The organism is Endozoicomonas sp. ALB032 (assembly GCF_049310125.1).
GTDB lineage: Bacteria > Pseudomonadota > Gammaproteobacteria > Pseudomonadales > Endozoicomonadaceae > Endozoicomonas_A.
The window spans coordinates 6,254,960-6,277,654 of record NZ_JBLYNW010000001.1 but is presented as its reverse complement, the minus strand read 5'-3'; the positions used below and the strand labels follow the sequence as shown (position 1 = coordinate 6,277,654).

The following is a 22,695-nucleotide window of genomic DNA, read 5'->3' as shown; positions in this document are numbered from 1 at the left end:
GGGTTCCGAGTCATCTTATCAAGTAACAGTGAAGAGTAACTTCTGTGGCTTATGGCCCGGAACTTTTTATTCTCTACCGGGTCAAAATTATAACGATTAGCGAGAAATCTAACATGGAGGTTAGAATTATGACCCCTTCCTGTGTAGCCGGGGCAAGCGGATACCCGGCGTCTTTAAGGCCTGAAAATACTGCGCCAAGTCGCGTTGGTGCTATCTGGCGCACCATCACCGGCGCATTCAGATGTGTTGGCTGCACGAGTGATGATGCTGTGTTGCCCGGTAACCAGAGATATTCAGCAAGTCCTCCAACGGATTTGAAGGACAGAGACGTTAAAGGAATATCTTCAAACCCCCTGGATTTACCAGGCACTGATGACCATGCAAAGGCGTTTAAAGAAGTTGTTCGCAGAATTAAGACAGACCAACAATCATTGATCATGGAAAAGGTTAATGCCATTACCAAAGATCATCTCAAACAAATTGTCCAGTGTTGTCGCAAGCCAGAACAAATCACTGATGAACACCTCAGCTTTTTTAAAACTGATACCTTTGCCTATGCAGCGCTTCGTGCATTTCGGGAAAAGAAAATCAGCGGCAATGAATTTGCAACCCTGGTCACCCTGCAGGGCGTTTACCTGGAAGGTATCCGGAATATAAAATCATTTGAAATTGTTCATCACAAGCTGTTTGACGGTAACAGAAACGCTAATGAAGCCAACTGGGGCATCATTGCGCTTTCACTAGAAAGGTCAAAGTGGTTTTTTAACGGTTCTTCTTTTGATGTGAGTTCCATCATCGAGAAAATGAAGCGTTTGCTTGAAAAAGCACCTCCGGTTGAGGCAAGTTTCTGGAGCTGCACGTATCCGGATTCCTCAGATAAAGACAAAGGGCTGCGTACGATGTATAAAGTCCTGTCAAACAGAAGCTTCAACGTTTTATTAGTTGACTGGTGGTGGACTGGTTGGGTGATATGCCCATCCATCACGTTGCGACAGGCTTTTATTGACAGTTTTTGTCAGGAAGAAGCCCATAAAATCAATCCAGTGATCGGGGCCAGTTCGCTTGAAGATATCAGAACCGGCGGGTTGAAAGGTTTCAGAGACATGGCTATTCCGTTTCCTGGTCACCCTTTGCCAAAAACTGCTGACCACATAGTTGCTCAATGGATTCTCGAGTTTATGCAGCATGATTTTTATCATGCAGTGCGAGCCAGTATGTTAAAAAATGCGGATATCCATTTAATCATTGCCATTGCCGATGTTGTGAGAAAGATCAAAGCATCCTTCAACAATGAGTACTACAGGGTAACCCGGCTTTTTCAGCAGCGGGAAGAAGAATTTGAACACTCTATTTCCAACCAGCTACAGAAACAACGAGGCAGAATGAAAAACGATTGGCAGAAGAGTGAAGAGGTGGTCAGTATAAAAAATACACTCGAATATCTGAAACGGACCAGAAAAGCCCTGGGCCAGTTTGCATTTAACCTTGAAGATCTGGATACCCATAAACCAACGTGGGATATAAGTTCGTATAATTATGATAAAGAACGATGCAGAGAGCACTTGTCAAATATTCTGCTTCAATTGAACAGCGGTTCGGGAAAACCCTGGAGTGAGTTACTGAGTGAAACCGATGCTGGTATTGTCGGTCAGTGCATTATTCCGATGATTTCCGGTAATTTGTCTAATCCCCTGGAGTTGTATAATCATTTCTGCCGCAAGATTGATTCGGAAATAAGTTCTGGTTCCAAAAAGCATCTCTCAAAAGAAGAGAAACAGAAATACCTGGCCAGAAGTAAAAAGTTGATTGAACCGCTGAATCCATCGGTTAAACTGGATCAGTCGCAATGGCCAATTTTTCTTCGGGAAACAATGAAAAATGGAGTGCATATTCCAAACTCCGAGCTTGATTAATGAATAAATGAAATTATGCAATTTGTTGATTTTTTTTGATTGAACATACAATCAATTAAAACATCTGGTACGGTCAGCGCCTGACCCAGTGACTTTCATACAGGCAGTTGTTTGGATAGTAAGCGTCTAATGTCGTGCTAAACCCCTTATGGGTATAAATGACAGTGGATTCTGCACATAACAAACGGTTATATTTATATCCCCTATCGATATATTTGATATTTCTGTGATGTTATGGATCTGAGCCTGTACCCGCAATTAATAGCCATGGTCGTTGTTTTCCTGGGAGCTTTGATCCAGGGCATGATTGGTTTTGGTATGGCAGTGGTAGCCGCTCCCATTCTCTTTGTTGTTGCACCGTCTCTGGTGCCGGGCACTCTGATCTGCATGGCAATGTTGCTGTCTCTGTTGACGGTCAGAAAGTATCGGGAGGCACTGGATCTGGCAGAGATGAAGTATGCGGTGGCTGGCAGAGTTCCGGGCTCACTGCTGGGAGCTTATCTTCTGGTAGTGGCCTCCAGAGAGCATATGAGCCTTTTTATAGGTGTGGCTGTTCTTATGGCTGTCATTGTGAGTCTGTTTTCTGTAAAAGTTCGGGCAACCAGGTCCAGTTTGTTTGTTGCCGGTGTTATTTCTGGCATCACGGGTACAACATCATCTATTGGCGGACCTCCGATAGCTCTGGTCATGCAGAATGAAACCGGGGACAAAATTCGGGCCAGCATGTCCATTTATTTTGTTTTCAGCAGTGCGATCTCACTGATATTTTTATCAGCAGGTGGCATGGTGGGGCTCGATGACTTTAAGGATGCCCTGATGCTGGTTCCACCCGTATTGTTGGGGAGTAAAATTGCTTCCCATCTATCTCACCGGATTGATCAAAGAATGATTCGCCATGCCTTGCTGGTTCTTTGCAGCATTGCCGTTGTCAGTGCTATTGCTTCCGGTGTTCGATAATCGATCTTTTCAGGTCATGCAGAGCCTGCGTGCTCTGCTGGTAGCGGCTGGTTGACTTTAGTTTTGGTGTCTATTACGATCCTAGGGATGCGCTGATTTGTCTTGGCTTGCGGGCGCTATAGAAATACCGCTAAAAGAAGGGTTTATGAACGAATTCATGAAAAACCACTCTGTTTAGCACAGGGTGGTTTTTTTTTGCCCTTGAAAAAGAGGTCGTTTAATCGACCTGAAGGCTGAAACTTTCGAGTGGGCAGTAGATACCTGATCAGGTATTTATAACCAGCTCTCACGCAACCCGCCAAGGCAGAAGAACTGATTGAACTCACTGAGTATAACTCAGGCAGTCATGCACTGATTGTATCTGAATCAGGCAGGAGTGATGATGATAGAACTGAAAAACCTTACCAAGGTGTTTAAAGCAGGAGGCAAGGAGGTCAGGGCTCTGGATGACATTAATCTCAGTGTCCCGGAAGGGTCAATCTACGGTGTGATTGGCTCAAGTGGTGCTGGCAAGAGTACGCTGATTCGCTGTGTCAATATGTTGGAGCACCCCAGCTCGGGTCAGGTCATAGTGGACGGTCAGGATCTTACTCATCTGGCCGGAAAGGGCCTGCGCCTGGCTCGTCACAATATAGGGATGATTTTCCAGCACTTCAATCTACTGTCGAGCCGAACGGTTTATCAGAATATTGCTCTGCCACTGGAACTGGCCGGTGCCAGTAAGCCTGAAATAGAAACGGCGGTGGCTCCTCTGCTGGATTTGACCGGTTTGAAAGAAAAGCGGGACAGCTATCCATCCCAGCTTTCAGGAGGGCAGAAACAGAGGGTGGCTATTGCCCGTGCCCTGGCCAGCAAGCCCAGAGTTCTCCTGTGTGATGAAGCTACCTCGGCACTGGATCCTCAGACTACGCGATCGATTCTGGCACTTTTGAAGGATATTAATCGTGAGTTGAAAATCACTGTGTTGATTATTACTCACGAGATGGATGTTGTTAAAACCATTTGTGATCGGGTTGCGATACTAAGTCATGGTCAGCTGATAGAAGAAAATGATGTCGAATCTTTTTTCCTGAATCCAGAAACGGAACTGGCGAGAGAGTTTGTCCGCAGTGCTATCCACGAAAAGCCGGCGGCTGAAGTGGAAAGTCGTTTTCAATCAGAGCCAAAAGAAGGCTCAAGGCCGGTTGTGCGGATTACCTTTGTCGGGCAGCGGGTAGTGGAGCCCCTGATTACCCGGGCGGCGAAGCGGTTTGGTACTGATTTTGTCATTCTGCAAGCTGACATTGAAACCGTTCATGGTAAGTCCATGGGGTTTCTGATGGTAGAAATTATGGGCGAGGAGTCAGACGTTGAGGCTTCCATGAAATTTCTTAAAGACAATGTGCAGGTGGAGGTAGTGGGCTATGTCAGCTGATTCCTGGCTTCTCCTGGGGAAGGCGCTTTGGGAAACCCTTTACATGACAGTAGTTTCTGGCGGACTCAGTTTCCTCTTTGGTATTCCGTTGGGTGTGTTGCTATATATTACCAAGCCCGGACGTATTAAAGAAAATGCAGCTTTAAACTCAGTGCTGGGTGCCGTCGTTAACGCTACACGTTCTGTGCCGTTTATTATACTGCTGGTAGCGATTATTCCTCTGACTCGCCTGCTGGTAGGAACCTCTATCGGGACAACGGCCGCGATTGTGCCGCTGACCCTGGCAGCTATCCCTTTTGTTGCCCGTATTGCTGAAGGTGCTATCAATGAGGTGCCTTCTGGACTGGTGGAGGCAGCCCAATCCATGGGCGCAACGCCTTTGCAGATTGTCAGTCGGGTATTGTTGCCCGAAGCACGTCCCGGGCTGATTAATGGTATGACCATTACTCTGGTGACCCTGGTCAGTTATTCGGCCATGGCGGGAGCCATTGGCGGTGGTGGTCTTGGTGACCTGGGTATCCGCTATGGCTACCAGCGTTTTGATGGCGTCATCATGCTCGCCACTGTGGTGGTGCTTATTGTGCTGGTTCAGTTGATACAGAGCATTGGCGACCGTTTGCAAAATTATTACGACAGAACTCGCTGAGTGTTTGTGAATTAAACCATTGCATGGGACAGGTTGTTTCAGTGCTTTGTCCCGAACTGGTTGAATGGAGAAGTGAAGAATGTTTGCAGTCAATAAATTAAAAGCACTTGCAGGCGCAGTGCTTATGGTCGCCAGTGTCCTGCTGGCGGGGTGTGGCTCTGAGAATTCCCCGGAAGGTCCTTTGAAGGTAGGCGTTATGGCAGGTCCGGAGGCTGACGTTATGAAAGTGGCCGCTGACATTGCTAAAAAAGATCATGGAGTGGATGTTGAATTGGTCGAATTTTCTGATTACGTCTCTCCCAATGTGGCTCTGGCAGATGGTTCTATTGATGCTAATGCCTTCCAGCACAAACCTTATCTGGACAGCATGATTCGTGATCGTGGTTTCAAGCTGGCGGCTGTAGGTAATACTTTTGTGTATCCGATTGGCGCATACTCCAGAAAAATCAAGGATATCAGCGAGCTCAAAGATGGAGCCAAAGTGGCTATTCCAAACGATCCAAGTAATGAAGGCCGTACACTGATCCTGCTGGATAACAAGGGCTTCATTAAACTCAAAGACGTCAGTAATCTTGAAGCGACACCGGCTGATATTGTTGAAAATCCTAAAAACCTTCAGTTCATTGAGTTGGATGCTGCCCAACTGCCTCGCTCTCTGGATGATGTTGACCTGGCTTTCATCAATTCAACCTACTCTGTGCCTGCAGGTCTGCTGCCAGGGCGAGATGCACTGCTGGTTGAAGGTAAGGACTCACCTTATGTCAATCTGATTGTGGCACGTGAGGATAATAAAGGGGATCCTCGCATTCAGACTCTGGTTGAGTCTTACCATACTCCGGCAGTGGAAGAAAAAGCCAGGGAGTTGTTTAAAGGCAGTGCAGTTCCTGGCTGGAAGTAATTTGTTTTCCTCAAAAGATCTTGAGTAGCTTGTGAGAAAGCCCGCTGATTTCAGAGGGCTTTAGCTTGTTTGTTCGGATTTTTAGGGTTGTTCTCTGGGTTATTTGCTCTTGTTTTACGAAAGTTTCCGTGGTGCCTATTCCGCAGGGCGTAAAGTTTGCTAAGATAACCCGTTATTTTCTTGTGTCGGCCCGTCAAGTCAGCGCTGCTCATCCGAATTATGGGATCGAATGAGTAAGCTGGCTCGCTCGGGAGCTCTTTTCCTTTGCATGAGGCGGGGGTACTTCATGGCTGTAGTTGCCAAAAAGTCATCCATGATTTTTTTCTCGGATCCATCTGACCACTACTGTCACAGGGTTCGTATTGTTCTGGCCGAAAAAGGGGTCGCGGTAGATATTCAGGATGTGAACCCTGAAAATCTGCCTCAGGAACTGTCTGATCTCAACCCGTATAATAGTCTTCCAACTCTGGTTGATCGTGAGCTGGTGCTTTATGAGCCGAGCGTCATGATGGAGTATCTGGATGAGCGTTTTCCTCATCCACCACTGTTGCCGGTTTATCCGGTCAGCCGTGCCCAGAGCCGTCTGATGATGCACCGCATCCAGAAAGATTGGTGCAGCCTGGTAGATGCTATTACGGATCCAAAAACCAAAGAGACGCCTGCGGCCCGTGCTCGTAAAGAGCTTCGTGAAAGCCTGTTGTCCGTAGCGCCTATTTTTGCTGAAAAGCCATTCTTTATGAGTGATGAGTTCACCCTGGTGGACTGCTGTGTAGCCCCAATTCTCTGGAGGCTTCCCGCGATGGGCATTGAACTGCCCAAGCAGGGGCAGGCGATCCTGGATTATGCTGAACGTTTGTTCGAGCGCGAATCCTTCAAAGAAAGCCTGTCTGAAATTGAAAAAGAGATGCGTGAAACTCTTTGATTTGAACTAGACCCTGGCAGTCTGGCTGCCAGGGCTAAATAATCTGGCCAAGCAGCCATGAGCTGAGAGTATCTTCGAATCTTTGACTGTCAGACGATTGTTCCAGGCAGCCGATGCTCTTGGCAGATTAGAAGTGTTTTCTCTGTTTCAGGGGCTGTCGCAAAAATGGTGCACTTCGCCGATACGGTGTTAAAAAGTGACCTGCTTTGCTTGCTGCTTTTCGAAACCCTTATCCACGGAGAGGGTCAGGGGACTTCTTCTATAGTGGCTATTGATGGCTCCTGGGTCAGACAGTTGTCGGGAGTTAGTCTGGATGGAGACATATTATGACAATGACCAGCAGTCGCCCTTATATTGCCAGAGCAATCTACGACTGGATTCTTGAAAATGACTGCACCCCATACATTCTGGTGGATACTGCTCGTAAAGGGGTAGAGGTGCCCAGAGAGTATGTTAAGGATAATCAAATAGTCCTCAATATTTCCCCGGCAGCAGTGCGTGCCATGCATATGGGAAATGATGTTATTACCTTTGATGGTCGCTTTGGTGGTGAGGCATTGACCATAGTGGTTCCTGTTGAATCGTTGATGGCCATCTATGCCCGTGAGAACGGTCAGGGTATGGTATTTGAAGTTGAGCCTGTTGCCGAGTCGGAAGAGCATGTGTCTCCTCATTTTGAGCTGGAGGCTGTGTCGGGTCCGGAGTCTCAGGAAGCCTCCGTTGAAAAAGAAGAGCGGTCCGAAAAAACTCCCCGTAAGCCTGGCAAGCCGAATCTGAAAGTTGTTAAGTAAGTCGGGGCTTAAAACTCTGCGGTTTATTTTTTGGTTTGGTTTTTCTGACCAGGCTGGCTTCGCTTTAGCAGGGTGTTCTGGTTATTATTTCCCGGTGTTTGGTAATCGGAATAGTTATACCAGTCGTGCTTTCTAACTCCCGTGATGAGCGTGAGGCGTCATAGCCTTAGCTATGGCGACGTCGCCAACGCAGGATTAAGGCTCAAATCTTCAGCCCAACAGGGAGTTAGAAAGTTCGATTGGTATTAGAAGAGGTGTTGATGAACCTGGCTATTATTAGCGGAAGCCACCGTAAGGAATCCCAGAGTGCTCGTATCAGTCATGTGCTCAAACTGCGTGCACAGGCACTGGCGCTGTTTGATCAGGTAGATATTCTTGATCTGGCAGAAAATCCTCTGCCATTGTGGGATGAGTCCATCTTTTCTGGCAATAAAGAGTGGAAGTCCCTTTTGGCTCCCTGGAAAGCCAGATTAAACGACAGTGATGCGATTATAGTGGTGTCGCCGGAGTGGAATGGCATGGTTCCTTCAGGTCTGAAAAACTTTTTCCTGATCTTCGGGGCGCAGCAGTTAGGACATAAGCCAGGCCTGATCACAGCTGTGTCTGCTGAGCAGGGCGGTTCTTATCCCGTTATGGAGTTGCGCTCAAGCAGCTATAAAAATTGTCGTCTCTGCTACATTCCAGATCACCTTATTGTACGAAATGTGGCTTCTGTTATGACGGGTGAAGATGCAGAAGCTGATCGCCAAATGCAAGAGCGTATGGATTACAGTCTTGTTGTCCTGAAAGAGTATGCACTTGCGTTGAAAGGTGTGCGTGAAAGCGGTGTTATTGATCACAAGACTTTCCGGAACGGTATGTGAGTTTCATTCAGAGTGCGTTCATTGCGCTCTTCCCCCCTCCTCTTCGGTGGTTATTCTCTCGTCTGAAAATGTGCGCTTGATAGGCTGAGAAATCCCGGATTTTTGGTTGCAGGTCTGAAATCCTTTTCTAAGCTATGGTCATGGTTATACAGGAGTGTTTTATGAAGCGCAGCAGTCTGCTTCTCATTCTGGCTATCATCGTTCTCCTGATCGGACGATCAAGCCCTGTTACCAAAGATAGTCGTTCAATTACGACGAAAGACGCTCCTCGTATGAATCTTATGGATTCTTTTTCGGAACTCTGCAGTAGTCTCTTGGTTGAACTCACTAGCCTTTATTCTGCTTGGACGCCCATCTCATAAAGTTTAAAAAAAGCTGCTTGCCGTTATCGCCGGACACTTCAGGGTGAAACTGTACGCCAAGTATCGGGCGGTCATTGATGCTGATCGCTTCTACGTCGTAAAACTCCGACTCTGCCAGGATCCTTGTGTTCGCTCCTGCCTGAATGCCCTCGCAATGATCCTCTTTAAAGAGAGGGAGTGCTGGAAGGTCTTCAAAAAGGCCATGCTTTTCAAGAATAATGATGCTGTCTTGATCTCGTCTTTCCTGTCCCCTGAAGACTTGGCCACCATGTATCAGGGCGATTGCCTGATGACCAAGGCATATACCGAGGGTGGGTGGGAGAGGTTCCCGAAGGAATTCAAATTGTTGCATTAACGCCTCTGTTTTCTCAGGGCTGTCAGTAAACAGGAATGGACCGCCGGAAATAATGACGGCTGTTGCCTGTTTGAAATTGAATTGATTGGCGCTTTTCAAAGCAATAGTTTTGGAAGCTGTACCCAGACTGGAAAGGGTCTTTTTTATCTCGGGAGTTGTGTTACTGCCGCAATCAATAACGATGACCTGGTTGGTTTTGATCTGATTCATCATACTCTCGGGAAATAAGGATGAGCGTTTATCAGGGGCTTTATACCAATTGAACTTTCTAACTCCCTATTGCGCTGAAGATGTCACTGGGAAGAAATAAAGGAAGAGGGAGCAAGGCGCAAGGCTTTCCCCTCATTCGATTACTGAATATATTCAAAGACTTTGACTATTTTCTGAACACCGCCAGTGTTTCTGGCAATATCCACTGCTGCCTGTGCCTGTCTGGGAGTAGTCAGTCCCATCAGGTAGACAGTGCCTTTTTCTGTATTGATCTTGATGCGGTCTGCAGAAACTTCTTCACTCTGGATCAGGTTCGCTTTCACCTTGGTGGTCAGCCAGGAGTCATTGCTCTGTTCAAGCAGGCTGGCATTACTGCCCAGAGTGAGTTCGTTGTAGACCTTGTCAACTTCTTTCACATTCCCGGCGGTTTCTTCTGCAAGGCGCTTAAGTTCATTACTGGATACCTGTCCGATTAAAAGCACGGTGCCATTGAAGCTGACGATTTTAATCCGGCTGTCTTTAAACCGTTCATCGGCTTTATTAATGTTAACGGCGGCTATGGTTTCGATGGTCTGGTCGTCTATCAAGTTGCCCCATGAGCGTTCAGTGGGGTCTGTTCGGATGGGGTCTTCATTGACGCTGCCGACAATGGTCGCACAGCCCCCCAGCAGAAAGAGTGAGCTAGTTAAAATCAGAGCGTTTAAACGCTTCACCTTGTTACCTCCTGGTGGGGGATGAATTAAACGTAGTCAGTCTTATAGTCAAAATAGTCTTTCATCGAGACTTACTCTCCGGAAAACAGGAACTCATCGACCAGGTCACACAGGCAATGAACGACCAGTTTATGAACTTCCCGAATACGTGGAGAGCTATTATCCGGAACCCGGATTTCAATATCTTCCGGATGCAGTAATCTCGCCATATCGCCACCGCTTTTACCCGTCAGGGCAATGACCTGGATATCGCGATCATGAGCGGCCTGAATAGCTTGAACGATATTGGGACAATTGCCCGATGTCGAGATCGCTAAAAGAATGTCGCCTTGTTGCCCCAGTGCCCTGATTTGTTTTGAGAAAACTTCGTGAAAGCTGGTGTCATTAGCGATTGAGCTTAATATCAAATTGTCGGCGCACAGAGACATGGCTGGTAATGAAGGTCTTTCTCGTTCATAACGATTGAGCAGCGCGGAAACAAAATGCTGGGCATCTCCTGCGGAGCCGCCGTTTCCGCAGGCCAGGATTTTTCCTTCGTTAAGAAGGGTTTGCACCATAAGCTCGGATGCCTGGGCGATCAGGGGAGGCAAACAGTCAGCGGCACGAATTTTGGCGTCAATGCTGTCTGAAAAATGTTGTGTAATGCGCTCATGCATGTCTCAAAATCCCGAATAGTTCGACGCCGTGCGTTTCGCAACTGGCATTTTCTTTCGCTATGGGCATTAGAAAACCGTGAAAGCCTCATGAGTTCATGGCTAGCCAGGTACTTAATAGATCAGTTAGTTTACCGTGATTTTTTTTTCATTACCCCTTTTAAATACCATCATCCATTGGGGAAGTTAAGAGCGAGTGATGTTTACGCATTTTATCAGTTGTCAGGTTGCATACAGGTTTAAAAAATACCTTTGATCCATTCTATAGGCTTTTCGGAGTTTGCGTCATCATGGATGGATGCATTTTTGAGCAAAAGTGCATCGAAGCGGCAAAGCCTGTGCTGGTGGTTCGAGTGCAGGGCGAGAAAGTGATTGGCTGCTTTTCTGATTTTATTTTGCTTGCGGTAGGTAATGGACTCGGCAGCTGAACCAAATTGTGACTGTGATCTGAATCGGACTTCTACAAAAACCAGTGTTTCTTTTTCGAGCATGATCAGATCTATCTCTCCTGCTTTGCAGGCATAGTTTCTATTGACCAGCTTCATGCCCCGGGCTTTGAGGTATTCCAAAGCCCGGTTTTCTGCGCAAAGCCCCTTATTATTGAGAAGCTTTAATTGCCAGAACATCAGCTTTCCTTTGAATCGAAACAGGCAGTGCTCTCAGTCGACCATCCCGGAAGATTTGCCAGGAAAGCTCCCTCACCACATGGTGTTTGTTGTTAATGCTAAGCATGCCTGTCAGTCCTTCCAGACGACTGCCTGGCAGACTGGCAAGTTGTTGCAGGCGGGGATACAACTTAAAAGCGTCAGCTCCCATGGCGTAAAGACTGCCATACTGGCCTTTTGAGCTGCTCCAGGTGGCTTTTATATTGGACTCGAGACTGCTTTTCTGGCCAGGCAGGTACCAGGTCATTACAGGGATTCTGAGGTTGTTCAGATCCTGATCTCTGCCAGGGTCGACTCTACCGGAGTATGCGCTGGAAGTGGCATAAACAGGCAGCTTGCCAGCGAACTGGTAAGAGAGGGCAGGCTTGAGCTGGCGAGCTTCCTTGGGGTGGGAAGGCATGTAGATCATGTCAATATCGTGTCTTCTGCGGGGAGTAAAGCCCAGTGGCTCTCTCAGAACTCTGCTCAACTCTTTGGCACGTTTCTGGCTTTCGTCAACCAGCAGCGCCTGACCAGCCAGTTGGCTGAATTCGGTCTTGTTGTTGAATTTAGTAACACCGGCCACCTCGCCACCGAGTTTTGTCCATTCGGACACAAAGCTGTTGGTGGCTCTGTCACCCCATGAAGTCTCCGGGCGAAGTATCAGTACACGATGGTGTCCATCCAGAACGCCGCGACGGGCCACAGCTCTGCCTTCATCTTCGATGGATAGACCGTACTCGAAGAAGCTGTTCTTTTGTCCGGGGTTGCTCCTGCTGTCTTCGAGGTTGTTCAGTGCAAGAATTGTAAGGTTGTCGGGCGTATTTTCTTTTAACAGGCCGACGTTAGTTTTATCCAAAGGACCGATGATCAGTTTGGCACCTTCATTTTTGGCTTGGTTAGCCAGCTCGACAACGTTCTTGCCGTGAGTGTCCAATATGCTCACTTCGGGTAGGGTCTCATCAGCAAGATTCTGGTGATAAGCAGCGAGAAAGCCGTCGCGAATGGCTCTGCCTGCAGAGGCCAGTGGGCCGCTGACAGGAAGAAGAAGAGCAATTTTGTCGGGCTGCTGAGTGTTGGCTGTCTGAAGCGCACTGATGTCTTTCGGCAGGTAGGTTGTTGCAGGGTGGCCAGGCCAGCGAGTTCGCCAGTGGCTCAAGTCGGCCAGTTGCTCGCTCACGGATTTGCCCGGGCGGTAAATCAGGGCAAGTTGCAGCCAGCCTTTCATGGTTTTGTTGTTAGTCTGACTGTCCAGGCTGATCAGGCGCTCTTCAGGTGCGTTAAGCAGGGTTTCCCAGAAGGCGTTGCGGCTTTTGGGTTGTTGGTCGAGTTCACTTATGTTGGACAGCATGCTCCATTCATCCAGCGCTGCAACGTACTCCCCGAAGCGGTTATACGCGCGTGCTTTGAGGATATGGCTTTGATCCAGAAGCCCGGTATTGCTGCTGTTAATGACGACAGCTCGATCCAGCCAGACAAATATTTCCCGGTTCTGCCCTGCCTGCTCAGCAATGCGGGCTCTTGCCACGGCCACTTCTGCTTTCAGAGTCTCGGGTAGCTCTTCATAATTCAGGCTGTCCAGAATGGTTTTTGCTCTGCCCATCTGGTTGTTGATCAATTGCCCGGCGGCCTTGATTTTGAGTCTTGCGCTCTCCGGAAATGAGCTGCGTTCGGCTCGTTCCAGCAGTTGGTCTGCTCCTTCCGGGGCCAGTTCGTGGGTGGGTGCAGGCAGTTCAGCAACTTTGCTGGGCTGCAATGAGCACCCCGTAAGCACTGCGCTGATCAGCAGTGTATTGATGAGAATGCGTTTGGAAAGGTTCTGGCTCATAAAATCGGAGTCAACGACCGAACTGTTTTTGATCTCCCTATTCTACCTCAACAGGGTCATTGCGTCAGCCTGATGGACGTGGTTTGAGAAATCAGTTAGCTAAGGATTCTGTCAACGACGATATGATAAGAGTAAACTCATGGTCGTTTGATTCTTAATACTTCCCTTGCTATGAACGACCTTCATACTGGATAAACTGGCTGGCAGGATATGTCTGAAAGTGCACTTTTTGTTGTTTCGACCCCCATTGGTAATCTCGATGATATGACACCAAGAGCCATTGAGGTGCTGAAGCAGGTGTCAGTGATTGCGGCGGAAGATACCCGACACAGTCGCAAGTTACTCAATCACTTCGGGATCGATACCCCCATGATTCCCTGTCATGAGCATAATGAACGGCATCAGGCAGAGGTGTTGCTGGCTCGATTGCAGCAGGGTGATTCTGTGGCATTAATCAGTGATGCCGGAACGCCCCTGATTTCAGACCCGGGTTTTGTATTGGTGCGAATGGTCAGGGAGCAGGGTATTAAAGTGGTGCCTGTGCCAGGTGCCTGTGCGCTTGTGGCGGCTCTCTCGGTCAGTGGTTTGCCAACAGACAGGTTCTACTTTGAAGGCTTTCTACCGGCCAAATCCTCTGGTAGGAAGAAAAGGCTCGAAGCGCTGGGTGCGATGACCAATACATGGGCTGTGTACGAATCTACACACCGAATTCTGGATAGCCTTGCTGATTTTCGGGAAGTGTTGGGTGGAGACCGGTACGTTGTGTTGGCCAGGGAGTTGACCAAAACATTTGAGACGGTGCTGGCGGGCAAGGTAGAAGCGTTGGAGAAAATACTGCAGGAAGACTCCAATCAGTGTCGTGGCGAGTTTGTGGTTTTGGTAGAGGGGGCTGAGGAGCAGAAGCAAGAGGCTGTTGATCCTGAAACCGCTAAATTACTGCAACGGCTGCTGCAGGAGTTGCCCGCTAAAAAAGCCGCTGCCGTGATTGCTGATGTTTCCGGGTATCGCAAGAAGCAGCTCTATGAGCTGTCACTCGCAATGAAATAAGTTGTAATTGATTCAGATAATAAGTTTGTGAAATGAACGAATTGCAGTGAGGGGAATCATTCGGTAGTATTCGCCGCCTCGAGTTGGCCGGGCAGTCGCTGTCAGTTACTGTTTCAGTATCTGGTGGAGGAAAGTCCGGGCTCCAAAGGGTACGGCGCCAGGTAACGCCTGGGGGGCGAGAGCCTACGGAAAGTGCAGCAGAGAGCAGACCGCCTAAGTCACCATGCGGTGACCGGTAAGGGTGAAAGGGTGTGGTAAGAGCGCACCGCGTGACTGGTAACAGTTCACGGCATGGTAAACCCCGCCTGGAGCAAGACCAAATAGGAATCCTGAAGGTGTGACCCGCACTGGATTCGGGTAGGTTGCTTGAGGTGTCTGGTGACAGGCATCCCAGATGAATGATTGCCCAGACCTGTCTTCAGGTTGGACAGAACCCGGCTTACAGGCCAACTCGAGATTTACTTTTTCTTCCGCTATCCATTACCCGAATCTAACCGGAAACGGCTTTTTCAGGTGTCACTGACCGGTCAGCAGATCGCTGGTGCTTTGGGTATCAAAATCGTCAATTGTCTGAAATTTTTACAATTTTTTTCGGGCGCTTTTCCTGCTTCATGGGCTTAAACAGCTCTCCTCTTCAAGCTGCTCATTTTTATGCACTTTTTTAATGCAGGGCACTGTGTGTGAGGTCTCTGGAGGAGTCAATTATTTGACCCATAAGACAGATTCTGACCTTGACGTGGGTTTTTCAGGTTTCTATAGTGTGCTTCAGTGGAGTAAAGTGGATAAATGTGGAGTTAAGTGTGCATTACGTGGAGAAAAGGGATGTCGGTTAACACGTTTTCTCTTCGGACTGTGGCCTGCCATTCTGGCTGAATTGACTAGAGGGAAGCGGTTTGTTTCGTGGGGTTAATGCCATCAACCTCGATGCCAAAGGGCGTCTTGCAATACCTACCCGTTATCGGCAGGTGTTGAAAGATCGTTGTGAGGGCAGTCTGGTGGCGACCATTGATACCGATGAGCCCTGTCTCCTGATTTATCCACAGGATGAGTGGGAGGCTATTCAGGCAAAGATTGAAGCCCTGCCCAGTTTTCATCCGATGACACGCCGAATACAAAGACTTCTTATTGGTCACGCTACCGACATTGATATGGATGGCAGTGGACGAGTTTTAGTGCCTCCCTTGCTCAGGGATTATGCGGGTATGGATAAGCGCTGCATTTTGCTGGGACAAGGCAAAAAATTTGAACTGTGGGATGAAGCCTGCTGGAACCAGAGACGAGATGATTATCTTCACGAAGCCAGTGGGTCCGCTGAAGTGCCGGCTGAGCTCCAGTCTTTGTCCCTCTGATGGGTATTTGCCCGGACAAGATAGATGACATTGCAAGAGCAATTAGATCAGCATATTACTGTGCTGCTAGAAGAAGCGGTTGAAGCTTTGGTTACAGATCCTGACGGGCTCTATGTCGACGGGACATTTGGTCGTGGCGGTCACAGTCGTGCAGTCCTGGAAAAGCTGTCTGACAGAGGCAGGCTGGTAGGCATCGACAAGGACCCGAGAGCGATCGCTGCAGCCCGGGAGCTGGCTGAAACGGATAGCCGTTTTTCCATTTATCATGGCTCTTTTGCTGATTTGGAAGAGGCCCTTGATGGTCAGAAAGTAGAAGGTGTTTTGCTTGATCTGGGGGTTTCTTCGCCGCAGTTGGACAACGCCGAGCGAGGTTTCAGCTTCATGCAGGATGGTCCGTTGGATATGCGGATGAATACCACGCAGGGAGAAAGTGCAGCTGACTGGATTAATCGTGCGCAAGAGCAAGAAATCAGCAAGGTGATCTGGGAACTCGGCGAAGATCGTTTTTCGCGCAGAATTGCCCGGGCCATCGTCAGGGAAAGGGAAGGAGAGCCTATTACGACCACGAAACGTCTGGCAGGAATTATTGCTTCTGCCAGTCCTTCCAGAGAGAAGAACAAGCATCCGGCTACCCGTGCTTTTCAGGCCATCCGCATCCATATCAATCGCGAACTGGATGATCTGGTGGATTGTCTGGATGCTGCATTGGAAGAGCTCAAACCAGGTGGGCGTCTGGTGGTTATCAGTTTTCACTCACTGGAAGACAGGATTGCCAAAAGGTTTATCAGAAAACAGTCCAGAGGCGATGAGTTGCCGCGCTGGATTCCGGTGACGGAAGATCAGCTTAACAAACGAATGCGGCCCGTCGGTAAAGCGATCAAGCCCGGCGAGCAAGAGGTCAAAGCTAATCCAAGAGCGAGGAGTGCCGTCATGCGAATTGCTGAGAAGCTAATCTGACAAGGCTGTAAAAATGGACAGACAACCGCTGCAGGCTTTGTTTCGCAAATCTGGTTTAGTCAGTGTGATGTTGCTGGCCTGTGTTCTTGTGTCAGGGGTGGCTGTGAGCTTTGTCAAGCATGAAAACAGACTGCTTCACAATGAACTTCAACAGGCGTTTGAGCAGAGAAACAAAGCCCAGGTTGAATGGGGGAAGTTGCTTCTGGAGCACAGTTCCCTGACCAGCCCGGGGCGAGTGGAAAGAATTGCAAGGGATGAATTGAACATGGAAGTGCCTGATGCTGGAAGTATAAAAATGGTGATGCCGTGAAGACTGCAGCAAGACCGGCCAGTGCCAGCAGGAAAAAACAGGCTGGCGAGGAAAAGGCTCTGCCTTACCGCTGGCGAGTAAAGCTTTTGCAGATCTTGTTTATAATGGCTGGCCTGGTGATTGGTTATCGTCTCGTAGATCTTCAGGTTTTAAATCGTCATTTTCTTCAGAGCGAAGGTGATAAACGCGCTGTTCGCCATGAGTCCATACCGGCTCATCGGGGCGTCATATTTGATCGAAACGGTAAGATTTTGGCGGTAAGTGCCCCTGTGATGACCGTATGGGCTGACCCTCAGGACTTGATCAAGGCACCAGAGCACTGGCATAAGCTGGCATTTGCGCTCAAGGTTGATGAAAGCTGGCTGGCAAAAAAGGTAACAAGCAACGCAGCAAAGGAATTTATCTATCTTAAACGTCAGATGACACCGGAGCAGAGTGAGAAAGTCGAAGCTCTGAAAGTGCCCGGCGTGCATATTCTTGACGAACAGCGACGTTACTACCCTATGGGTGAAGTGACGTCGCATCTGGTGGGCATTACCGGTATTGATGATAAAGGTCAGGAAGGGCTGGAGCTGGGATATGATCATTGGTTAACCGGCTCCGAGGGAACTCGCAGGCTGCTGAAAGATCGCCGGGGTCGCCTTGCCAGAGAGGCCGAACTCGTGAAAAGCGCCCAACCCGGTAAGGAATTGATGCTCAGTATTGATTCCAGGCTCCAGTATATGGCTTATCGTGAGCTGAAAAGTGCTGTAGAAAAGGCCAAAGCCACAGCGGGCTCGCTGGTGATGATGGATGTCCAGACCGGAGAGATTCTGGCTATGGTCAATCAGCCGTCCTACAACCCGAATAATCGTACCGGGCTTCAGCCTTACCGAATGAGAAACCGGGTGATGACTGACCTGGTGGAGCCGGGCTCTACTCTCAAGCCTTTTACTGTCGCGGCAGCCATGGAGACCGGCAAGTATGATCGCTATACCCGGATTAAAACCGGCGTTGGCTACATGCGTGTTGGACAAAATGCGGTTAAGGATGTCAGGGGGTTTGGAACCATTGATGTCGAAACTGTTTTGAAAAAGTCCAGCAATATCGGCGTGAGCAAGATGGCACTGGATATCGGTGTCGATAAGGTTGTAGATCTGCTGCGCCGCGTGGGTATCGGGCAGAGCCCGGGAACGGGTTTTCCCGGAGAGAGGGCTGGGTTTCTCCCTTACAAGGATCGCTGGAGCGACATTGAAGTGGCTACCCTGTCCTTTGGTTATGGCTTGACAGTCACGCCATTACAGCTGGCGCAAGCCTATTCTGTGCTGGGGTCTGGTGGCTTACTCAGGCCAGCATCACTGATCAAGCGTGATGTGGCACCTGATGGTGTTCGGGTTATGGATGAAGATGTAGCACACGATGTTATGGAAATGCTTGGCAAAGTGGTGGGTAAAGGAGGGACTGGTTGGCGCGGTGCCGTCAAGTCCTACAATGTGGGTGGCAAAACGGGAACGGTTAAAAAAGTGGGTGGCAGTGGCTACCTTGAAGATCGTTACGTGGGTCTCTTTGCCGGTGTGGCTCCTGTGGGAAATCCTCGCATTGCTACTGTTGTCATTATTGATGACCCGGCTGGTCAGGATTACTACGGTGGCGTCATAGCCGGTCCGGTGTTTTCCAGGGTCAATGGTCAGGCTTTGCGGATGCTGGGTGTCAGACCCAGTGAAGAAAAGGTACTGACAGCTAAAAGACCCGGTCTGGAGCAGACCGGAGTTATGAAAATGAAACAGGATGGAACATGACCTCGTGTCAAATGACGTCTTTAAATGAAGTGCTGGCGGAGCTGAATCATCCTCCACTGGATGAAGACAAGACCCTCACAGGACTGACCCTCGACAGCCGCAAGCTGATCGGGGGTGAGCTGTTTCTGGCTGTGCCAGGGCTGAGTTCTGACGGTCGGGCGTTTATTGGTGCGGCCTTGGAGGCGGGCGCCTCTGCAGTGCTGGTTGATTCAAGTGGGGAGTCATTTTCTGAGACTGAATTTCTGGTCGGTAAACCTGTTATTTTTATCGAAAACTTAAAAACGCACATTAGCTTTCTTGCCGATCGATTCTATCGACAGCCGTCCACAAAGCTGAAGCTGATTGGCGTGACAGGAACCAATGGCAAAACCTCAACCTGTTGGTATGCAGCGCAGCTACTCTCTCTTCTGGGTGAGCCTTGTGCGGTGATGGGAACCCTGGGTAAAGGTCTTCCAACTGAGCTGGAACCCTGTCTGAATACTACTTCAGACCCTGTATCGACACAGGGCTTTATGGCTGAACTGGTGAGCAGAGATGTGTCTTCCATGGCCATGGAGGTTTCTTCTCATGGGCTGCATCAGGGGCGCGCAGATCAATTAGCGTTTGAAGTAGGCGTTTTTACAAATATCAGTCGTGATCATCTTGATTATCACAAAACGATGGACGCTTATGCAAAAGCCAAGGCTCTGCTTTTTGCCAACGGTCGTGTCAAAAAAGCGGTGATTAATCGGGATGATGACTACAGCGAACTGATGCTGTCCAGTTGTTCCGGTGATACTGAAGTTTTTACTTTCTCTACGGCCTCTGATCTGGCGGATATTAAGGCTCGAAATATCCGCCTGGATGCAGGTGGAGTCAAGGCTGATCTTGATACGCCCTGGGGTAAAGGGCAGTTGAGGACGTCTCAGCTGGGTCGTTTCAGTCTCGAAAATCTTTTGGCTGTTATCGGGGCGGTATGCTGTCAGGGCTATTCCCTGGAGCGAGTGCTTGAAAAAGTGCCTCAACTGAGCACGGTGCCGGGGAGAATGCAAAGGTTGGGTGGTGATCAGAAACCGGTGGTTGTGGTGGATTATGCTCATACTCCGGATGCCCTGGTGAGTGTCCTGAAAGCGTTGAGAGAGCACGGCGCTGCAAAATTAATTTGTGTCTTTGGTTGCGGTGGTGATCGTGATCGGGGTAAGAGGCCGCTTATGGCCCGAGCTGCTATCGAGGGTGCAGATGAAGTGGTCGTGACCAGTGATAATCCCAGAAGTGAAGATCCTGAAGAAATAATCAGAGATACACTGACGGGAGTAGATCTGGCAGGTAGGCCAGTGACATCTGTCATCAATCGCGCAGAGGCTATTCGACAGGCTGTCAACAAGGCTGCTGTCGGCGATATTGTTGTTATCGCAGGCAAAGGACACGAGGATTATCAGGAGGTTAACGGCGTCAGGCATCACTTTGATGACAGTGAAGAAGCTGCAAAAGCCTTGAATCTCTGGCAGCCATCAACGTGTTCAGCCAGTGAGAGGGTAATATGATTCGTCCATTTACCCTTTCTGAAATAACCCATGAGCTTCAGGGCATTCTTCTGAGGGGGGATTCTGGTGCTGATACCACTATAACCGGTATAAGCATTGATACCAGAACCCTCGAGCAAGGTAATCTTTTTGTCGCCATCAAGGGCCCTCGGTTTGATGGTCATGCCTATGCGGATCAGGCTGAGGTTGCAGGCGCTGCGGCGGTCGTGGTTCAGGTGCCAGTTCCAGGTCTGGGAATTCCCCAGATTCAGGTCCAGGACACTGATCAGGCACTGGGACGACTGGGGCAGTTTAATCGTGAGTGTTTTCATGGCCCTGTCGTGGCAGTAACAGGAACCTGTGGCAAGACATCGGTCAAAGAGATGCTGGCCTCTGTCTTCGAGCAGGTTGGTAAGGTTCTGGCAACCCGGGGGAATTTAAATAACGCTTATGGTGTGCCTCTGACCCTGTTCAGGCTGGAAGCAGATCAGCAGCATGCAGTGATTGAGTTAGGAACCAGTTCCCCTGGAGAGATTGATTACATCACTCGCCTGACCGAACCGGATGTTGCCATCATTACCAATGCCTCAGAGAACCATCTCAAAGATTTGTTAACGCTTGAGGGCGTTATTCATGAGAAGGGTTTTATTCTCGACGGTCTCAAAAAAAATGGTATTGCCGTACTGAATTTAGATGATCCCAGCTTTCAACGCTGGAAACAGAGGGCTTTGAGACAGCCTGATCGAAAAGTGTTGTCCTTCAGTCTGAATAAGCGAGAAGCCGATGTGTTTGCCTCAGAGGTGTCTTCAACGTCTGAAGGTATGAGCTTCAGGCTGCATATTGTAAGGGAAGGGGTTGAAAAACAGTCGATCGTCAATTTGTCTTTCTGGGGAAAACATCAGGTTCAGAATGCCTGTTGTGTGGCCGCAGCAGCGTCTGCCGTCGGACTAGGGCTGGACATTATTGTCAGTGGACTGGAAAATGCCCGGCCTTATCAACAAAGAGGGACTCGTTACCCCCTGTCGGAGGGCCTTCTGGTCATCGACGAAAGTTATAACGCCAGTCCGATTGCCACTCTCGCTGCCATCGACCAGCTGGCAGACTGCGAGGGTAAAACCATCATGGTACTGGGAGACATGCTGGATCTTGGTGAGGTGAGTGAAGCCCGGCATGTTGATGTAGGTGAGTATGCTGCTACCCGGCATATTGATTGTTTTGCTGCCTATGGTGAGGCGACTGTCGCCTCTGTTGATGCATTCAGTCGTGAACTTCGCGGGGCTCAACGAGGCATGAAGGCAAAACATTTAAATGATAAAGAGGCTCTCTCGAACTGGGTAAAAAGTCGGATACAGGCGTTCAGAGAGCAACAGGCGGATTGTCCCATCACGGTTCTCGTCAAGGGATCGAATGGAATGAAAATGTTGGATGTAGTCAGATCCCTGGTGGGATCAGAATTTAAGGGAGAGCGCTGCTGATGCTGCTCTGGCTTGCGGAATTTCTAACGCAATACTATCACGGCTTTGCCGTTTTTAAATACCTCACACTCAGAGCTATTCTGGGTGTGCTTACTGCATTGGGAATGGGGCTCTGTCTCGGGCCCTATATGATTCGTCGGCTGAGCTACCACCAGATTGGTCAGGCAGTGCGTGATGATGGTCCACAATCTCACCTCAGCAAGGCTGGAACCCCGACTATGGGTGGGGCATTGATTCTGGTTTGTATTGCAGTCAGTACGCTACTATGGGCCAATCTGAGCAATCGCTATATCTGGGTAGTTTTACTGGTAACAGCGGTATTCGGAATTGTTGGCTGGGTGGACGACTACCGTAAGGTGGTGGAAAAAAATTCAAGGGGCCTGCCAGCGCGCTGGAAGTTTTTCTGGCAGTCGGTCGCTGGATTGGGAGCAGCTGTCTTCCTTTACGCTACGGCTAATTCACCGGTAGAGACCAGTCTGATTGTACCTTTCTTCAAAAATATCGTCATTGATCTTGGGCCCTTTTTTATTGTACTGGCTTACCTGACCATTGTCGGTTGCAGTAATGCTGTGAATCTGACAGATGGTCTGGATGGTCTGGCGATCATGCCTACCGTTCTGGTGGCTTCTGCACTGGCAGTTTTTGCTTATGCCAGCGGTCATGTGAATTTTGCCCAGTACCTGCTCATTCCTTTTGTGCCTGGCTCGGGAGAGTTGGTGGTTTTTTGTGCCGCTATCGGTGGCGCGGGTCTGGCGTTTCTCTGGTTTAATACCTATCCCGCACAGGTTTTTATGGGGGATGTAGGTGCTTTGGCTCTCGGAGCAGCATTAGGTGTACTGGCGGTCATTGTGCGTCAGGAAATTGTGCTGGTCATTATGGGGGGGGTTTTTGTGATGGAGACGGTATCGGTGATTCTCCAGGTGGCTTCGTTCAAGCTCACCGGGCGCAGAATATTCCGTATGGCTCCACTGCACCATCATTTTGAATTGAAGGGTTGGCCTGAGCCCCGGGTGATTGTCCGCTTCTGGATTATTACCCTGATTCTGGTCCTGATTGGTCTTGCGTCACTGAAGATTCGTTAACACACTTTGCTCGGGAAAAAAATCCG

General features: G+C 49.1%; 21 protein-coding genes and 1 other RNA gene. 17 read left to right on the top strand and 5 right to left on the bottom strand.

Annotated features, from left to right (window positions below; genetic code table 11):
- The first annotated feature begins 128 nt into the window (after positions 1-128).
- From ACO6VG_RS23620 to ACO6VG_RS23585, 8 genes are all read left to right on the top strand, one after another.
- A complete protein-coding gene (locus tag ACO6VG_RS23620; RefSeq protein ID WP_422475883.1) occupies positions 129-1,913 on the top strand; it encodes a hypothetical protein in 1,785 nt (594 codons plus the stop codon).
- Positions 1,914-2,147: 234 nt separating this feature from the next.
- The gene (locus ACO6VG_RS23615; RefSeq protein ID WP_422475881.1) at positions 2,148-2,870 is read left to right on the top strand and encodes a sulfite exporter TauE/SafE family protein; all 723 of its coding nucleotides are present in this window, start codon (positions 2,148-2,150) and stop codon (positions 2,868-2,870) included.
- A 382-nt stretch (positions 2,871-3,252) separates the two neighbouring features.
- Positions 3,253-4,284: a methionine ABC transporter ATP-binding protein gene (locus tag ACO6VG_RS23610; RefSeq protein WP_422137127.1), complete on the top strand. Its 1,032-nt coding sequence runs from the start codon at positions 3,253-3,255 to the stop codon at positions 4,282-4,284.
- Entirely contained in the window at positions 4,274-4,930 is a 657-nt protein-coding gene (locus ACO6VG_RS23605; RefSeq protein WP_422134538.1) for a methionine ABC transporter permease, read from the top strand. Before ACO6VG_RS23610 ends, ACO6VG_RS23605 begins: the two co-directional genes overlap by 11 nt.
- Before the next feature lie 79 nt (positions 4,931-5,009).
- Positions 5,010-5,828, top strand: coding sequence for a MetQ/NlpA family ABC transporter substrate-binding protein (locus ACO6VG_RS23600; RefSeq protein WP_422138486.1), 819 nt, complete (start codon positions 5,010-5,012; stop codon positions 5,826-5,828).
- A 286-nt stretch (positions 5,829-6,114) separates the two neighbouring features.
- Complete coding sequence (locus ACO6VG_RS23595; protein WP_422134536.1) at positions 6,115-6,750, top strand: glutathione S-transferase N-terminal domain-containing protein; 636 nt, start codon at positions 6,115-6,117, stop codon at positions 6,748-6,750.
- A 326-nt stretch (positions 6,751-7,076) separates the two neighbouring features.
- Positions 7,077-7,541, top strand: coding sequence for a ClpXP protease specificity-enhancing factor (locus ACO6VG_RS23590; RefSeq protein ID WP_422134535.1), 465 nt, complete (start codon positions 7,077-7,079; stop codon positions 7,539-7,541).
- Positions 7,542-7,801: 260 nt separating this feature from the next.
- Positions 7,802-8,404, top strand: a complete 603-nt coding sequence (locus ACO6VG_RS23585) for an NADPH-dependent FMN reductase (protein ID WP_422134534.1) — start codon at positions 7,802-7,804, stop codon at positions 8,402-8,404.
- Positions 8,405-8,731: 327 nt separating this feature from the next.
- Here ACO6VG_RS23585 and ACO6VG_RS23580 read toward each other — a convergent pair whose 3' ends face one another.
- The 5 genes from ACO6VG_RS23580 to ACO6VG_RS23560 all read right to left on the bottom strand — a co-directional run bounded on the left by ACO6VG_RS23580 (position 8,732) and on the right by ACO6VG_RS23560 (position 13,169).
- Entirely contained in the window at positions 8,732-9,331 is a 600-nt protein-coding gene (locus ACO6VG_RS23580) for a glutamine amidotransferase-related protein (protein ID WP_422441899.1), read from the bottom strand.
- A 140-nt stretch (positions 9,332-9,471) separates the two neighbouring features.
- Positions 9,472-10,044: a BON domain-containing protein gene (locus ACO6VG_RS23575; RefSeq protein ID WP_422134532.1), complete on the bottom strand. Its 573-nt coding sequence runs from the start codon at positions 10,042-10,044 to the stop codon at positions 9,472-9,474.
- Positions 10,045-10,115: 71 nt separating this feature from the next.
- A complete protein-coding gene (locus ACO6VG_RS23570) occupies positions 10,116-10,700 on the bottom strand; it encodes a phosphoheptose isomerase (RefSeq protein ID WP_422134531.1) in 585 nt (194 codons plus the stop codon).
- A gap of 236 nt (positions 10,701-10,936) precedes the next feature.
- Positions 10,937-11,323, bottom strand: coding sequence for a YraN family protein (locus ACO6VG_RS23565; RefSeq protein WP_422134530.1), 387 nt, complete (start codon positions 11,321-11,323; stop codon positions 10,937-10,939).
- The gene (locus ACO6VG_RS23560; RefSeq protein WP_422134529.1) at positions 11,295-13,169 is read right to left on the bottom strand and encodes a penicillin-binding protein activator; all 1,875 of its coding nucleotides are present in this window, start codon (positions 13,167-13,169) and stop codon (positions 11,295-11,297) included. Before ACO6VG_RS23560 ends, ACO6VG_RS23565 begins: the two co-directional genes overlap by 29 nt.
- 210 nt (positions 13,170-13,379) lie before the next feature.
- Between ACO6VG_RS23560 and rsmI the strand changes: the two genes are divergently transcribed.
- The 9 genes from rsmI to mraY all read left to right on the top strand — a co-directional run bounded on the left by rsmI (position 13,380) and on the right by mraY (position 22,669).
- Positions 13,380-14,216 carry a 16S rRNA (cytidine(1402)-2'-O)-methyltransferase gene (rsmI, locus tag ACO6VG_RS23555; protein WP_422409359.1) on the top strand — a complete coding sequence of 279 codons (837 nt, stop codon included), beginning with the start codon at positions 13,380-13,382 and terminating at the stop codon, positions 14,214-14,216.
- 79 nt (positions 14,217-14,295) lie between these two features.
- An RNA gene (rnpB, locus tag ACO6VG_RS23550) (RNase P RNA component class A) lies at positions 14,296-14,674 on the top strand.
- A 435-nt stretch (positions 14,675-15,109) separates the two neighbouring features.
- Positions 15,110-15,565, top strand: coding sequence for a division/cell wall cluster transcriptional repressor MraZ (gene mraZ, locus ACO6VG_RS23545; RefSeq protein WP_422134527.1), 456 nt, complete (start codon positions 15,110-15,112; stop codon positions 15,563-15,565).
- Between the two features lie 24 nt (positions 15,566-15,589).
- Positions 15,590-16,522 carry a 16S rRNA (cytosine(1402)-N(4))-methyltransferase RsmH gene (rsmH, locus tag ACO6VG_RS23540; RefSeq protein ID WP_422409357.1) on the top strand — a complete coding sequence of 311 codons (933 nt, stop codon included), beginning with the start codon at positions 15,590-15,592 and terminating at the stop codon, positions 16,520-16,522.
- Between the two features lie 13 nt (positions 16,523-16,535).
- The gene (gene ftsL / locus ACO6VG_RS23535) at positions 16,536-16,832 is read left to right on the top strand and encodes a cell division protein FtsL (RefSeq protein WP_422134525.1); all 297 of its coding nucleotides are present in this window, start codon (positions 16,536-16,538) and stop codon (positions 16,830-16,832) included.
- Entirely contained in the window at positions 16,829-18,610 is a 1,782-nt protein-coding gene (locus ACO6VG_RS23530) for a peptidoglycan D,D-transpeptidase FtsI family protein (protein WP_422134524.1), read from the top strand. The genes ftsL and ACO6VG_RS23530 overlap by 4 nt, the downstream gene beginning before the upstream one ends.
- A gap of 11 nt (positions 18,611-18,621) precedes the next feature.
- Positions 18,622-20,133: a UDP-N-acetylmuramoyl-L-alanyl-D-glutamate--2,6-diaminopimelate ligase gene (locus ACO6VG_RS23525; RefSeq protein WP_422134523.1), complete on the top strand. Its 1,512-nt coding sequence runs from the start codon at positions 18,622-18,624 to the stop codon at positions 20,131-20,133.
- Positions 20,130-21,587, top strand: a complete 1,458-nt coding sequence (locus ACO6VG_RS23520) for a UDP-N-acetylmuramoyl-tripeptide--D-alanyl-D-alanine ligase (RefSeq protein WP_422134522.1) — start codon at positions 20,130-20,132, stop codon at positions 21,585-21,587. Before ACO6VG_RS23525 ends, ACO6VG_RS23520 begins: the two co-directional genes overlap by 4 nt.
- Positions 21,587-22,669, top strand: coding sequence for a phospho-N-acetylmuramoyl-pentapeptide-transferase (mraY, locus tag ACO6VG_RS23515; RefSeq protein ID WP_422134521.1), 1,083 nt, complete (start codon positions 21,587-21,589; stop codon positions 22,667-22,669). The genes ACO6VG_RS23520 and mraY overlap by 1 nt, the downstream gene beginning before the upstream one ends.
- The last annotated feature ends 26 nt before the right edge of the window (positions 22,670-22,695 follow it).